The 13,944-nt window shown below is 36.1% G+C and carries 15 protein-coding genes; 11 read left to right on the top strand and 4 right to left on the bottom strand.

Annotated features, from left to right (window positions below; genetic code table 11):
- The first annotated feature begins 15 nt into the window (after positions 1-15).
- Entirely contained in the window at positions 16-657 is a 642-nt protein-coding gene (pyrE, locus tag M1E96_RS20485; protein ID WP_318709090.1) for an orotate phosphoribosyltransferase, read from the top strand.
- Between the two features lie 113 nt (positions 658-770).
- Here the strand turns inward: pyrE and slmA are convergent, their stop codons facing one another.
- The 3 genes from slmA to coaBC all read right to left on the bottom strand — a co-directional run bounded on the left by slmA (position 771) and on the right by coaBC (position 3,578).
- Positions 771-1,370, bottom strand: a complete 600-nt coding sequence (gene slmA, locus M1E96_RS20480) for a nucleoid occlusion factor SlmA (RefSeq protein WP_070929885.1) — start codon at positions 1,368-1,370, stop codon at positions 771-773.
- 560 nt (positions 1,371-1,930) lie between these two features.
- Entirely contained in the window at positions 1,931-2,386 is a 456-nt protein-coding gene (gene dut / locus M1E96_RS20475) for a dUTP diphosphatase (protein WP_070929886.1), read from the bottom strand.
- Complete coding sequence (gene coaBC / locus M1E96_RS20470) at positions 2,373-3,578, bottom strand: bifunctional phosphopantothenoylcysteine decarboxylase/phosphopantothenate--cysteine ligase CoaBC (RefSeq protein WP_337979676.1); 1,206 nt, start codon at positions 3,576-3,578, stop codon at positions 2,373-2,375. Before coaBC ends, dut begins: the two co-directional genes overlap by 14 nt.
- 182 nt (positions 3,579-3,760) lie before the next feature.
- On the opposite strand from coaBC, the gene radC reads away from it, so the two are divergent.
- The 9 genes from radC to M1E96_RS20425 all read left to right on the top strand — a co-directional run bounded on the left by radC (position 3,761) and on the right by M1E96_RS20425 (position 11,519).
- Positions 3,761-4,426 carry a DNA repair protein RadC gene (gene radC / locus M1E96_RS20465; protein ID WP_272580797.1) on the top strand — a complete coding sequence of 222 codons (666 nt, stop codon included), beginning with the start codon at positions 3,761-3,763 and terminating at the stop codon, positions 4,424-4,426.
- 251 nt (positions 4,427-4,677) lie between these two features.
- The gene (gene rpmB, locus M1E96_RS20460) at positions 4,678-4,914 is read left to right on the top strand and encodes a 50S ribosomal protein L28 (RefSeq protein WP_004265123.1); all 237 of its coding nucleotides are present in this window, start codon (positions 4,678-4,680) and stop codon (positions 4,912-4,914) included.
- Positions 4,915-4,925: 11 nt separating this feature from the next.
- On the top strand, positions 4,926-5,093 hold the full coding sequence (rpmG, locus tag M1E96_RS20455; RefSeq protein ID WP_004924244.1) for a 50S ribosomal protein L33: 168 nt from the start codon (positions 4,926-4,928) through the stop codon (positions 5,091-5,093).
- Positions 5,094-5,290: 197 nt separating this feature from the next.
- Positions 5,291-6,355, top strand: a complete 1,065-nt coding sequence (gene rfaQ, locus M1E96_RS20450; protein WP_070929889.1) for a lipopolysaccharide core heptosyltransferase RfaQ — start codon at positions 5,291-5,293, stop codon at positions 6,353-6,355.
- 1 nt (position 6,356) lies between these two features.
- The gene (locus tag M1E96_RS20445) at positions 6,357-7,481 is read left to right on the top strand and encodes a glycosyltransferase family 4 protein (RefSeq protein ID WP_337979675.1); all 1,125 of its coding nucleotides are present in this window, start codon (positions 6,357-6,359) and stop codon (positions 7,479-7,481) included.
- A complete protein-coding gene (gene rfaP, locus M1E96_RS20440) occupies positions 7,474-8,271 on the top strand; it encodes a lipopolysaccharide core heptose(I) kinase RfaP (protein ID WP_369427314.1) in 798 nt (265 codons plus the stop codon). Before M1E96_RS20445 ends, rfaP begins: the two co-directional genes overlap by 8 nt.
- Positions 8,272-8,299: 28 nt before the next feature.
- A complete protein-coding gene (waaO, locus tag M1E96_RS20435; protein WP_337979674.1) occupies positions 8,300-9,310 on the top strand; it encodes a lipopolysaccharide 3-alpha-galactosyltransferase in 1,011 nt (336 codons plus the stop codon).
- A gap of 13 nt (positions 9,311-9,323) precedes the next feature.
- A complete protein-coding gene (locus M1E96_RS20430; protein ID WP_337979673.1) occupies positions 9,324-10,292 on the top strand; it encodes a glycosyltransferase in 969 nt (322 codons plus the stop codon).
- Positions 10,293-10,544: 252 nt separating this feature from the next.
- The gene (locus M1E96_RS20425; RefSeq protein WP_337979672.1) at positions 10,545-11,519 is read left to right on the top strand and encodes a glycosyltransferase; all 975 of its coding nucleotides are present in this window, start codon (positions 10,545-10,547) and stop codon (positions 11,517-11,519) included.
- Positions 11,520-11,549: 30 nt separating this feature from the next.
- Here M1E96_RS20425 and M1E96_RS20420 read toward each other — a convergent pair whose 3' ends face one another.
- Complete coding sequence (locus tag M1E96_RS20420) at positions 11,550-12,788, bottom strand: O-antigen ligase family protein (RefSeq protein WP_369427313.1); 1,239 nt, start codon at positions 12,786-12,788, stop codon at positions 11,550-11,552.
- Positions 12,789-13,131: 343 nt separating this feature from the next.
- Here M1E96_RS20420 and mutM point away from each other — a divergent pair, with 343 nt between their 5' ends.
- Positions 13,132-13,941 carry a bifunctional DNA-formamidopyrimidine glycosylase/DNA-(apurinic or apyrimidinic site) lyase gene (mutM, locus tag M1E96_RS20415; protein WP_070929895.1) on the top strand — a complete coding sequence of 270 codons (810 nt, stop codon included), beginning with the start codon at positions 13,132-13,134 and terminating at the stop codon, positions 13,939-13,941.
- Positions 13,942-13,944 lie beyond the last annotated feature (3 nt).

Raw genomic sequence — 13,944 nt, 5'->3', positions numbered from 1 at the left:
TTGAGGAATTGACCCATGAAAGCTTATCAGCGCGAATTTATAGAACTTGCCATGAAAAAAGAAGTACTTAAATTTGGTGAGTTTACGCTGAAATCAGGCCGCAAAAGTCCTTACTTTTTTAATGCAGGATTATTTAACACAGGGCGTGACCTAGCTCTCGTTGGTCGTTTTTATGCGCAGGCTCTCAAGGAAAGTGCGATTGAATGTGATGTCCTGTTTGGGCCGGCGTATAAAGGTATTCCTATTGCGACAACAACTGCGGTCGCATTAGCTGAACATCATGATATTGATATGCCATACTGCTTTAACCGTAAAGAAGCGAAAGATCATGGCGAAGGCGGTACGTTAGTCGGAAGCCCATTAAAAGGAAAAGTCGTGGTGGTTGATGATGTCATTACCGCGGGAACTGCAATTCGAGAGTCAATGGAAATTATTAAGCAGCAAAATGCAACACTTAATGGTGTGCTTTTGTGCCTTGACCGCCAAGAAAAAGGGAAGGGTGAAATCTCGGCGGTGCAAGAGGTCGAGCGTGATTATCACTGCAAAGTCTATTCAATTATTACAATGAGTGACTTAATCGTCTATCTCACGGAGCGCGCAGATATGCAGCAGCATTTAAGTGCGATGATGGTATATCGCGAACAATATGGTATTTAACTTGTTAAATTACAGCCCAGATCACTGGGGATCACAGCAAGATAGAAACTGAATTAGCGGTAAGAAAAAAGCCCTCGCCCAAATATGGGCGGGGTGAGTAGTCGTTCAAACCACTATTGTAGCTGAGCTAAAATTAAAGGCCAGCGAGCTTCAAATTCAGTTGTTGGGCGATAACGGAATTCTGAACGCACGAAACGAGATAGCATCCCTTCACAAAATGCCAGTAATTGGCTTGCGAGAAGTGATTCATCATGGGTAAAGCCGTGACCGTCGCGTATTTTCTTTTCTTTTAATACTTGGCGTAATTGTGACTCAATTCTTTCAAATAATTGGTTAATACGACCTTGAAGCCTATCTTGCTCAAACATCAGAGCATGACCTGTCATGATCCTGGTCAGGCCTGGATTTTTCTCTGAAAAGCCTAAGATAAGCACTAAAATAAGTTTAATTCTAAGGATCGTATCTTTTTCATCATTTAAGATGAGATTAATACGTGAAACGAGCGAATCCTCAATAAACTCAATTAAGCTATCGAACATTTTCGTTTTACTTGGAAAATGACGATATAACGCAGCTTCGGATACGCCAACATTTGCTGCAAGTTTTGCAGTGGTAATTCGCTGACTACCATCACTACTTTCGAGCATTAATGCAAGTGATTGTAATATCTCTTCACGCCTGTTGCGTTTTTTTGTTATCGCTTTTTCTGCCATGTCTTATGAGACCCCTGCTAAAACAGCACAACAAATTATCTAAAATTTTACCCTAAGTAAATATAATCGAGGGTAAGTATAAGATAAAGCAGGGTGATAGTTGTGAAAGGGGTGTAAATCGTATACATAAATCGTTTAGTACATTAAGCAGTAAAAATCGATGCATTTGGCAGAATGAGTAATAAAGATACTCGGTATTAATACTTGGTAAGCTCTACCTTGTAAATTCCAATTACTGCCAAACAACATTCAATTTTGACCATTAAACATACTGTTTCTATATATATACACTCATAATACTTCAAGTTGCAGCACATTTTGTTAAGTGATAATGACGACGTTTATTTGTACCAGTTACATGTTTTTTATGTTCCTAGTAGCTAATTGACTCGTCACTTAGCTGCATCAAGAGTCATTCTAGAGTATAGATTTACTCCTTCAAGAGGGATAAAACCCTAATACCACAACCACACCATCCACATTTTTAGTTAAATTTACTGGTAGATTTATTTTTATTTCAACATCAATAATGGTTGAATATTACCAGTAATATCAATTTGTTATTGGCGACCTGAGTGGCCAAATCCACCGGTACCACGTTCTGTTGCATCAAAGTCATCAACAATATTAAATTGTGCTTGTACAACAGGGACGAAAACCATTTGTGCTAAACGCTCTCCTGGCTCAATTGTAAATGTTTGATTTCCTCTATTCCAAACGGAAACCATTAACTGGCCTTGGTAGTCTGAATCAATGAGACCCACTAAGTTACCAAGTACCACGCCATGTTTATGACCTAAACCTGAACGAGGAAGAATAACTGCCGCAAGTTGTTCATCAGCAATATGAATAGCGAGTCCTGTAGGTATAAGCTCAGTTTGGCCTGGTGCTAAATCAATTGGAGCATCAAGGCAAGCACGTAGGTCTAATCCAGCAGAACCTGATGTTGCATATGTTGGTAAAGGAAACTCGTTACCGATACGGGGATCAAGGATTTTCAGATCAATTTTTTTCATAACGTTGAAGTATCTCGTCAAGTAAGTAATGGCTTAATGTCAGCTTGTTATTGTGGGGAAGCAGTACATCGCCAGAAGCGTCGAATATATGTAGCGCATTGTTATCACTATTAAAACCATTATCTGCAAGGGAAACATCATTCGCACATATTAGGTCTAATTTCTTTTGCAGGCGTTTTTGGCGTGCATATTCTTCCACATTTTGAGTTTCCGCAGCAAACCCAACAACATAGGGGCGGTGTTCGGTTAAATAGCCGACGCTGGCAACAATATCAGGGTTTTTAACGAGAGTAATGATGACCTCATCACCTTGTTTTTTAATTTTATTTTCAGCAATTGTTTTTGAACGATAATCAGCGACGGCAGCACAACCAATAAAAATATCTTGTTCAGTGATTGTTTTATGTACTTGCTCATACATATCAAGTGCACTAATAACATCAATACGAGTTACGCCTTTAGGTGTAGGTAAATTCACGGGGCCAGCGATTAAAGTCACTTGTGCACCACGTTGGCTTGCCGCTTCGGCAATGGCAAAGCCCATTTTTCCAGAACTATGATTACTAATAAAACGAACAGGATCTAAATCTTCACGAGTTGGCCCTGCTGTAATCATAATTTTTAAATTCGTTAGATCAGATTTAGCATTAAAATATTCACGGGTAAAACGCACAATGTCTAATGGGTCGATCATTCTTCCGGGGCCAATATCGCCACAGGCTTGGCTACCCTCATCAGGACCCCAGATCATATACTGGCGTTGTTTCAATCTGATTAAATTTTCTTGAGTGGCAGCAGCACAATACATTTGTTGGTTCATTGCTGGAACAACCGCGATAGGTGCAGAAGATGCTAGACAAATTGTCGTCAGCAAATCATTAGCCATTCCTGCTCCAACACGTGCGATTAAGTCCGCAGTTGCCGGTGCTAAAATAATAATATCAGCCCATTTCGCTAATTCAATGTGGCCCATGGCAGCTTCAGCGCCTGGATCAAGCAAGTCATCAGCGACAGGGTGGCCGGACACTGCTTGTAGGGTTAAAGGTGTAATAAATGCTTTTGCTCCTTCAGTCATCACTACACGAACAATAGCCCCTTCATCACGTAGGCGGCGGGTTAGCTCAGGAATTTTATAAGCAGCAATACCGCCACTCATACCAAGAACTATTTTTTTACCTAATAGCTGCGTCATTGTTCTGTCCATCCGATCATCGTGAAGAGCATATTATCATATCAGAAATATTGTTGAGAGCACTGTATATATCATCACCCTTTTATTTTTGCGAAGCGCTACGCAAATCAGTAAAGGATACATTGTTGTGATTATTTTCTACATATAAAAGTGTGTGAAAATAACTCAGCAAGGGTTTGCTTATGGAATATGAAGAACACTTAAAGCCAAGGGAAAAGCTACTAGCCTATGGGGCACCAGTATTGACGGATGTGGAATTATTAGCAATTTTTCTTCGTACAGGCAGCTTCGGAGAGCCTGTTTTACAACTCGCCGAACGTTTATTGCATGAGTTTGGTTCATTACATTTACTCCTGCAAGCGGATTATTCGAGGATTACGCAATGCAAGGGGGTAGGGATTTGCAAATATTCGCAATTTCAGGCAATCAGTGAGCTAGCTCGCCGTTGTTTTTCTAAGCAGTTTTTATATGAAGATGTGATATCCGAGCCAAACTTTCTAAAAAAAAGGCTGCTGGAACTATTTGCAGGTCAGGAACGAGAGGTTTTTGTGGTACTGCTATTGAATAATCAACACCAGATAATTTGTCATGACGAATTATTCAAAGGAACGATTAATCGTGTTGAAGTACACCCTCGTGAAATTATTCGTTATGCAATGAAAATGAATGCAAGTGCAGTGATATTGGCACATAATCATCCTTCAGGGAATGCGGAACCCAGTGAAGCTGATAGGCAAGTCACTTTCCGTATTAAAGATGCTTGTGCTTTAATGGGGCTGACTCTGTTAGACCATTTTGTCGTTGGTCATAAACATTGTGTTTCGTTTCTTGAACGAGGGTGGCTGTAAAATCATTTTTTTGACTAAAAAATGACAACTTTTGCCGCATTGGGCTTGAGTGAAAATGAATGAAAGCGTATACTACGCCACCTTTGAGGATCTTGGGTTTGGCGAGAAGAGCCTATCTCAGTAAATTTTTTACTAAGATGATAACAATCTTTTCAGTCATAAAGTTTGCTGAGATGGGCTCCTAAGCCTGACGAGGCGGCCATACCCAGAACAAAAAAAGCTCGAGCTGATTAGATTTTTGGAGAATAGACATGTCACGAGTCTGCCAAGTTACTGGCAAGCGTCCAATGAGCGGTAACAACCGTTCACACGCATTAAACGCGACCAAGCGTCGTTTTTTGCCAAACCTGCACTCTCACCGTTTCTGGGTTGAGTCTGAGAAACGTTTCGTAACACTGCGTGTATCTGCTAAAGGTATGCGTGTTATCGATAAAAAGGGTATTGATGCTGTTCTTGCTGAACTGCGTACCCGTGGTGAGAAGTACTAAGGAGCTAAAAAATGGCTAAAGGTATTCGCGAGAAAATCAAGCTAGTCTCTTCTGAAGGTACAGGTCATTTCTATACCACTACGAAGAACAAGCGCACAATGCCAGAAAAACTGGAAATGAAAAAATTCGATCCAGTTGTTCGTAAGCATGTGATCTACAAAGAAGCAAAAATTAAATAATTGCTGCTTTCTTGTGAAAAACCCAGCCTCGGCTGGGTTTTTTTATGTAAGAAATCAGTAAGATATATAGATAGGCATTCAACGCTATATCGATTCTTCCTAAAGTAGTAACATATTCACTATGAATTGAATTAATAGTGTTAGTTTTTGTCAAAGAACTATGTCATTTTGCGTATAGATATAATTAAGAGTGTCTGGTGAAAAAACAGTTTAAAAAAATTCTTGTTATCAAGATGCGGTTTCATGGGGATATGTTACTGACGACGCCGGTTATCAGCACATTAAAACAAAACTATCCTGATGCCGAGATTGACGTGTTACTTTATCAAGATACGATCCCTATTTTATCAGAAAATAGGGAAATCCATGCTTTGTATGGCATGAAAGGCAAAAAAACGAATGGGTTGAGTAAAGCCTGTAATTTTTTAAGTTTACTGAGAAAATTGCGCCGAAATAAGTACGACCTTATCGTGAATTTAGCCGATCAATGGATGGTATCGGTACTTGTTCGAGCGATCCCCGCACCAGTTAAAATCTCACATGACTTCGCTCATCGCGACTCAAAATTTTGGCGAAATAGTTTTACTCACTTAGTCGTTCCTCATGGCGAACATGTTGTTCTTAATAATCTCTCTGTTCTTGAGCCGTTAGAGATAACTCAATCAAAAACACATCTAACAATGTCATATTCAGAGCAGGATTGGAAAAATATTGATCAACGGTTATTAGATTTAGGGGTGCATAGCAGTTATGTTGTTATTCAACCGACAGCTCGGCAAATTTTTAAATGTTGGGATGACGAAAAATTTTCTGAGGTGATTGATGCATTGCAAGCTCGTGGTTATCAAGTTGTCTTGACATCGGGCCCAGCAAAAGAAGACCTTGATTGTATAGAAAATATCGCTTCTCATTGCCAATCTAAGCCTATCATTGAATTAGCTGGAAAAACCACTTTCCCTGAGCTCGGTGCATTGATTGCTCATGCAGCGTTATTTATTGGTGTTGATTCTGCGCCTATGCATATTGCTGCTGCGGTGAATACACCAATAGTGTGTTTATTCGGTGCAACAAATAATGTGTTTTGGCGACCATGGAGCGATAATGTTGTGCAATTTTGGGCTGGGGACTATGAGCCTATGCCGCCAAGAGAGCAACTTGATAGAAATAAAAAATACCTTTCTATCATCCCTGCTTCTGATGTTATTAAAGCGACAGAGGATATGTTGCCAATGAATATTCGTTCAATGATGGCAAGGTTTTAATATGATTTTGGCCTTTTGTCTGTATAAATATTTTCCTTTTGGTGGCTTACAGCGTGATTTCTTGCGTATCGCTTTAGCGTGTCAAAACCGAGGCCATGATATTCGAGTTTACACGCAATCTTGGAGTGGTGATGCTCCCGCAGGGTTTGAAATTATCATTGTTCCAGTGACATCAAAAACGAATCATGGACGCAACGCACAGTATTGTCAGTGGGTGCAAGAGCATCTTAAATCGCATCCTGTAGATCGTATTATTGGCTTTAATAAAATGCCTGGCCTAGACGTTTATTATGCTGCTGATGTGTGTTATGCGGAGAAAGTTGCTAATGAAAAAGGTTTTTTTTACAAATTAACGCCGCGTTATAAACATTACGCATTATTTGAGAAAGCCGTGTTTCAAGTTGGGAAATCGACCAAACTTTTAATGTTGACACCGCACCAAATTGAACATTTTAAAAAACACTATGCAACAGAAACATCGCGTTTTTATATGTTGCCTCCAGGTATTGCGCAAGATAGGAAATATGATCAGCAAATTTCAAATGCTAAGCATATTTACCGAGAAAAAAATCAAATATCACAATCAGCTTATTTTTTGTTGCAAGTAGGCTCTGATTTTAAGCGAAAGGGTGTTGATCGCACAATAAAAGCAATGGCAGCATTACCTGATACCGTTAAGAAAAATACGGTACTCATGGTTGTTGGTCAGGATAAACCCACGAAATATCGACAACTAGCAGAGCAATTAGGTATAGGTGACCAAGTATCATTTTTTAGTGGACGTGATGATGTTGCTGAATTAATGGCTGCTGCCGATATATTGATGCATCCTGCATATCAAGAAGCGGCGGGCATTGTGCTACTTGAAGCGATTACGGCTGGTTTACCCATCATTGTGACACAAGTGTGTGGCTACGCACCTTTCATTACTAAAGCGCGGTGTGGTGTTGTTATCAATGAGCCCTTCGAGCAGAAAAAATTAAATTCGGCTCTATCGGAAAGTCTGCAAAATACGTCCCAGCTAAACAACTGGGCGGAAAACGCTCGTTATTTTGCTGATACGGAAGACCTATATAGCCTGCCTGAAAAAGCAGCGGATATTATTTTAGGAGCTCTAGATGATTGAGCTTAAAACGCCTTTTAGTGAGTTATGGAAAAACAAAGATCCATTTATTGAAACAGAGCACTTACAGGGTGAAGTTTTTCGTCAACTAGAAAGCCGTAAAACATTGCGTTTTGAGCTAGAAGGGCAGAGTTACTTTATTAAAATCCATTATGGTACGGCGCTAAAAGAAGTAATAAAAAACCTATTTTCACTGCGTTTGCCTGTACTTGGAGCTGACAGAGAATGGAATGCAATCCATCGTTTAGCGAATGCAGGTGTAGATACCATGGATGGCCGTGCCTATGGGCAAAAAGGTTGCAATCCATTACGGCGCCACTCATTTATTATTACTCGAGACTTAACGTCAACAATTAGTTTGGAAGATTACTGTGCTAATTGGTTAAATACTCCCCCTGATTTTAAGACGAAACAAATGATTATCCACCGCGTTGCTGATATGGTGAAAAAGATGCATGCGATTGGCATTAATCATAGGGATTGCTATATTTGTCATTTCTTACTTCATTTACCTTTTACGGGAAGTGAATCAGATTTGAAAATTTCAGTTATCGATTTGCACCGTGCACAGTTAAGAAATAAGGTACCAATTCGTTGGCGAGATAAAGATCTGATTGGTTTATATTTTTCTTCTTTGAATATAGGATTAACTTCGCGTGATCTCTTCCGTTTTATGAAAACCTATTTTGGTTTATCATTAAGAGAGATTATTCGTACAGAGCAAGCATTGATGGCGAAAGCATCAGTTAAAGCAGAAAAAATCCAAGAACGCACAATTAGAAAATCTTTATAACTCCATTCCAAAAAAGAGTAGAAAGAGTATGTTTTTTGACAAACAAAATGCAGTGGTAAAACGGATAGATTTGTCATCATCAGATGTTTTAAGGTCTAGTGATAGCTTGCATATTTCATATGGAATTGATCGCAACTTTCTGTATGGGTGTGGCATATCAATTGCGTCTATATTAAAGAATAACACTGATATAAATTTTGTTTTTCATATTTTTACAGACTACTTTGATGATGAATGGGAGCGTTTGTTCAAAGCTCTTGCATATCAATACAATACTAGCTTAGTTATTTATGTAGTTGATTGTGAACAACTAAAATCATTGCCAAGTACTAAAAATTGGTCATATGCAACTTACTTTCGGTTTATCATTGCTGATTATTTCTCTAATCAATTGGATAAAATGATTTATATGGATGCTGATATTATGTGTCAGGGTTCATTAAATGAGTTATTGCACGTTACATTTAACGGTGATGAAGTTGCAGCTGTTGTTCCTGAGAGAGATAGCGTTTGGTGGGCTAAACGAGCAGACGCATTAGGCATTCCAAGTATTGAAAAAGGTTATTTTAATGCAGGTTTTTTACTCATCAACTTGGAAAATTGGTCTCGTTTAAATATTTCAACTAAAGCGATGGAACTTTTATCACAGGAAGAGGTTAAAACCAAATTATCATTCCTAGATCAAGACATCTTAAACATGTTGTTAACAGGAAAGGTGATTTATTTGGATAAAAAATACAATACTCAATATAGTTTAAATTATGAACTGCAAAAGGATAAAAAAGAAAATCCAATCACAAGTAGTACAATCTTAGTTCATTATATTGGGCCGACAAAACCTTGGCATGAATGGGCAAATTATGAAACTGCGAAGCCTTTTTTGGATGCTAGAGCAGCGTCGCCTTGGAGAAAAGTTCCATTATTAAAAGCTAAGAATAGCAACCACTTACGTTATTGTGCGAAGCATTTTTACCATCAAAAATCATACCCATTATTTTTAAAAATGTATTTAAAATATTTTTATCAAAAACTATTTTAAATCTGGAGATAATATGGATAGTATCATTAAAGAGAAAATAGTTATTGGTGAATTAGATAAGAATATAAATTATCTTAATGTAGCATATGGGGTTGATGAAAATTTCTTGTTTGGTGCCGGTATTTCTATCTGTTCATTATTATTAAATAATAATAATTTTTTCAAATTCCATCTAGTAACTGATTATATTGATAATCAATTTATGGAATGTTTAAAAAAAATAAATGAGAAATATAAGTCGCAAATAATTGTGTATCTTTTAGAACCTAATGAATTAAAAAAATTACCTACATCTGCTGTTTGGTCTTATGCTACATATTTTCGTTTTTTTATTTTTGATTTTCTATGTGAACAAGAAAAAAGTGTTTTGTATCTTGATGCAGATATTGTATGTAAAGGAAGTTTACTTAATTTATTAAAAATTAAGTTTGAAAATGAATATGCTGCTGTAATTCTAGATGTTGATGAGATGCAGAAAAATTGCGAGTCTAGGCTTAATATATATGGTTATAAAGGTAAATATTTTAATGCTGGAGTAATTTTTTTAAATTTACAGATGTGGAAAAAAGAAATTTTTACTAAAAAAGCATTTGAAATGATACAAGAGAGAAAACTAAAATATCTAGATCAAGATGCATTAAATATTTTATTTGATAGAAATAATATATATTTAGATAGAGATTATAATTGCATCTATACATTAAAAAATGAATTGAAAAAAATAAATTATCAGGATTATATCAAAAAATCAACAATATTAATTCATTATACCGGTGCCACAAAGCCATGGCACTATTGGGGCATTGATTATCCTGCAAGCAAGCCATTTAAAGATGCTTTTGAGAATTCACCATGGAAGGAGTTACCTTTAAAAGGGGCTCAAAAAAAGGTGGAATATCAAGAACGTTATAAGCATGAGCTTAGGCAAAAGAAAATAATTAAAGGATTGATCAGTTTAGTAAAGTATAAATATTTTAAATAAACATTCTCAATCAATAAACTATGTGGAATTTGTGTACATTTTTATTGATTGCTCTGAAAATGATCTGTTATCTATTATTTAGTTGAATCAATAGTGATATTTTTTGTCAAAAAGTTATATAATTTAGGATAGTAGATTAGAGTAATGCTTGATAGATGATGTGATGTAAAGAAATATCATCTTTAAAAGACTAGCTCTTAAAATAAAGGCCTTATACTTCTTAGAGGTGTTTTGGTCATTGAAGGATGAAAAATGTTGACCCATGAAATTATCAAATCACTGGTAAAAATTAATGATGCTATAACGAGTGATAAAGAATACTTTCATATCGCCTATGGGGTAGACGATAAATTTCTCTATGGGGTTGGTACGTCGATCGCTTCAATCATTCTTAATAATAAAGAGACGCATTTTCATTTCCATATTCTTGTCGATAGTATCACGAAGCAAAGTCTTTTTGATGAGTTAGTGGCTAACACTCAACATAAAATCACAATCTATCTGATTGATAACAAAGAATTTAAGAGATTGCCTTTGCCATCCAAAGCTTGGAGTCACGCCATTTATTTTAGATTGGTAATTATCGATTATCTTTCACAAACAATTGATAAATTACTTTATTTGGATGCAGATATTATCTGTAAAGGTGATCTTTCATATTTAAAAACGTTAGAATTTAATGAAGATACTTATCTGTATGCAGTAAAAGATAAATTCCGTAGTGAAAAGAAATCTCTGCCTATGGATATGCATAAATACTTTAATTCTGGTTTTTTATATATGTCAGTTCAACGCATGGTTAGGGATGATATACCTAACAGAGTAATTGAGCTGGTGAAAAATAACGAATTTACGCACCCAGATCAGGATGCATTAAATATATTACTTAATGATAAGTTAATTAACATTAGTGAAAATTTTAATTTTATGTTTTCTTTAGATTGGTATATTACGAGTAAAAGAGATATTAGTAATATATCAGATGATGTTATTTTTATTCATTTTGTCGGCCTAACTAAACCTTTTCATGAGTGGGCTAAATTTTATAAAGAATATCAGTTTTTTGAAGCTGCAAGGCAAGAGTCGCCGTGGAAAAATATTCCTTTACTTAAAGCGGATAGCTATAAGCAGTTATCGCGGAAAAAATCTCACCTAAGAAGAAACTGGAAGATTTTATCTTTTCTCACTGCAACGGCAGAATACTTAATAAAGAAAATGTCTCACTGATATATTTAACAGTTTAGTGATACTAAGCTGTTATTTTGATAATTTTTTATTTATCAATAGAGCCACTAATACATTGTATAAAAAGAAGATATCTAGGAAGATAAATTCAAAAAGGCAATAAACCAAAAAATAGCCAATTGATGATATAAAAATGCCTACGTTAAGTATGCTTTTTTGCATTCTTATGCTTCGATAGAGATCTTTTTGATTTATAAAGAATGCTATACAAAATAAAACTAATCCACCTAGGCCAACATTATAAATAATGTTTAAAAAGAATGGGTCATCATTATTGTGTACATACTCATTTTTACGCTTAGAAAATCCTCCGCCCCCGGAGAATCTTTCAGCATTATTATCATTTAAATATTGGTTGTATGATACCGAGCCGTAGCCAGCACCAAAAATAAAAATTTCTTTATTATTCATGAAAATAGGTAATCGAGTTGAGATAATCTTATCGCGGCTTGAGGTAATATTTTTCGAATATAAAGTCTGATCAATTTTTCTTTTAACTTGAGGGATTTCATTATATGCGGCCGTAGTTATTACCAAGCAACTGATAGTGAAAATAGCAATACTTAAGATAAATGATTTTATGGTATTAGAAAAAATAAATAAAATTAAAACAGACTCTACAAATAAGGCAAGAACCCCACCTCGGCTACCCGTATATAATAAAAACACAAATGCCAATATTGACAGTAAAAACATTGCTAACTTGATTAGTACGTTTCTAAATATAAATACAGCACTAAAGGTAAATGGGAAAAGCAAAGTCATATAATGTGCAAAGCCGTACCTTAATTGTATAAATAAGGGGAGGCTGCTATCTTTAAACTGTTTAAGTATGGGGGTAATAAAAATGGTAAAGGCTAATGTTGCTATCAGGGCATAGCTTATAGTTTTAATATTTTTTGAGCTATCATTCTTAAATACGAATAAAAATAATGAAAGAATTATCACATATCGCCAGTCATTAAAAAACTCTTTAAATGCCTCTATAGTGAAACTTGAATAAGTAAATAAGGCTATACAGAGTAAACACCAACCACTAAATAAGAAAAAAACCTTTCTAGATTTTATTAGATTTACAATATCACTTTTAATGTTTGTTTTTTCTTTTATAGCAATACCAATTGTTATGATGAAGAGTAATACAGCGGAAACATTGAGAACACCTTGAGTATCATTAGTGAACATACCCAAAATAACCAGTGATACTAATAGAAAAGGGATTTGGCTAATAATGTTTTTTTTAATATCCACAAATTTTCCTATTTTTATCGTTAATAATTTTTTTTTTAGAAATCATAAGATACCAGTAGTATCTTTATCATGCTAAACATAACATCTTATATTGCTTATATCAGGATTGTATTTATCATATGGAAAGATGTCCAGCGACCTAGCGGAAAAAGCGATATTTTAGTTTAAGTTTTGTTAATTTATAGTCGTCATACTTCAAGTTGCAGCGCTTCTCGTTAACCTATGGTGATCAGGTTCACTCATGCAACTTGCGGTGTTTTCTATGTTCCTAGCGATTTGTTGATTTGTTGGATCTAGAATTATTTAGCATATATAAAATTAATTGTTACTGAGGGATCTACTCATGCCAGAACTACCTGAGGTCGAAACCAGTCGTAGAGGAATAGAACCTCATCTTGTTGGAAACTCAATTCAATATGCGATTGTACGCAATAGCCGTTTGCGTTGGCCTGTTTCTGAACAAATAAAACGTTTATCTGATGAAAAGATCCTCAGTGTACAGCGTCGTGCTAAATATCTGCTGCTTGAATTGGAAAAAGGTTGGATCATCATTCATTTAGGTATGTCTGGTAGCTTGCGTATTTTGCTAGAAGAACTGCCCGAAGAAAAACACGACCACGTCGATCTTGTTTTGAAAGATGGTAAAGTTTTGAGGTATACCGACCCGAGGCGTTTTGGAGCTTGGCTATGGTGTGAAGATCTTGAAACAAGCTCAGTTCTTGCACATTTAGGGCCAGAACCACTCTCGGATGAATTTAATGCCCAATATTTATTTGAGCAAGCAGCAAAACGAAAAATTGCGATAAAGCCTTGGCTAATGGATAACAAAGTGGTGGTTGGTGTTGGCAATATTTATGCAAATGAAGCTTTATTTGCGACAGGAATTTCGCCAGAGAAGATCACCAACACTCTGACACTGGAACAATCAATTGAGTTAGTCACTCAAATCAAAAAAGTCCTACAGCGTTCGATTGAGCAGGGTGGTACGACATTAAAAGATTTTCTGCAATCAGATGGTAAACCGGGATACTTTGCACAAGAATTATTTGTTTATGGTAAAAAAGGTGAGCCTTGCTTAATGTGTGGCACATTAATCTTAAGTATTAAACAAGGCCAGCGTAGTACATTTTATTGCCCAAATTGCCAAAGATAGCGT

This window comes from Providencia sp. PROV236, from assembly GCF_033676985.1.
GTDB classification, from domain to species: Bacteria; Pseudomonadota; Gammaproteobacteria; order Enterobacterales; family Enterobacteriaceae; genus Providencia; species Providencia manganoxydans.
The sequence above is the reverse complement of the archived record's forward strand: the minus strand, read 5'-3'. Positions and strand labels throughout refer to the sequence as shown.

What these genes read in the sequence shown, in the direction of transcription:
- pyrE (WP_318709090.1), top strand. Translation starts at nt 16, where the DNA reads ATGAAAGCTTATCAGCGCGAATTTATAGAACTTGCCATGAAAAAAGAA.
- slmA (WP_070929885.1), bottom strand. Translation starts at nt 1,370, where the DNA reads ATGGCAGAAAAAGCGATAACAAAAAAACGCAACAGGCGTGAAGAGATA.
- dut (WP_070929886.1), bottom strand. Translation starts at nt 2,386, where the DNA reads ATGAAAAAAATTGATCTGAAAATCCTTGATCCCCGTATCGGTAACGAG.
- coaBC (WP_337979676.1), bottom strand. Translation starts at nt 3,578, where the DNA reads ATGACGCAGCTATTAGGTAAAAAAATAGTTCTTGGTATGAGTGGCGGT.
- radC (WP_272580797.1), top strand. Translation starts at nt 3,761, where the DNA reads ATGGAATATGAAGAACACTTAAAGCCAAGGGAAAAGCTACTAGCCTAT.
- rpmB (WP_004265123.1), top strand. Translation starts at nt 4,678, where the DNA reads ATGTCACGAGTCTGCCAAGTTACTGGCAAGCGTCCAATGAGCGGTAAC.
- rpmG (WP_004924244.1), top strand. Translation starts at nt 4,926, where the DNA reads ATGGCTAAAGGTATTCGCGAGAAAATCAAGCTAGTCTCTTCTGAAGGT.
- M1E96_RS20445 (WP_337979675.1), top strand. Translation starts at nt 6,357, where the DNA reads ATGATTTTGGCCTTTTGTCTGTATAAATATTTTCCTTTTGGTGGCTTA.
- rfaP (WP_369427314.1), top strand. Translation starts at nt 7,474, where the DNA reads ATGATTGAGCTTAAAACGCCTTTTAGTGAGTTATGGAAAAACAAAGAT.
- waaO (WP_337979674.1), top strand. Translation starts at nt 8,300, where the DNA reads ATGTTTTTTGACAAACAAAATGCAGTGGTAAAACGGATAGATTTGTCA.
- M1E96_RS20430 (WP_337979673.1), top strand. Translation starts at nt 9,324, where the DNA reads ATGGATAGTATCATTAAAGAGAAAATAGTTATTGGTGAATTAGATAAG.
- M1E96_RS20425 (WP_337979672.1), top strand. Translation starts at nt 10,545, where the DNA reads ATGTTGACCCATGAAATTATCAAATCACTGGTAAAAATTAATGATGCT.
- mutM (WP_070929895.1), top strand. Translation starts at nt 13,132, where the DNA reads ATGCCAGAACTACCTGAGGTCGAAACCAGTCGTAGAGGAATAGAACCT.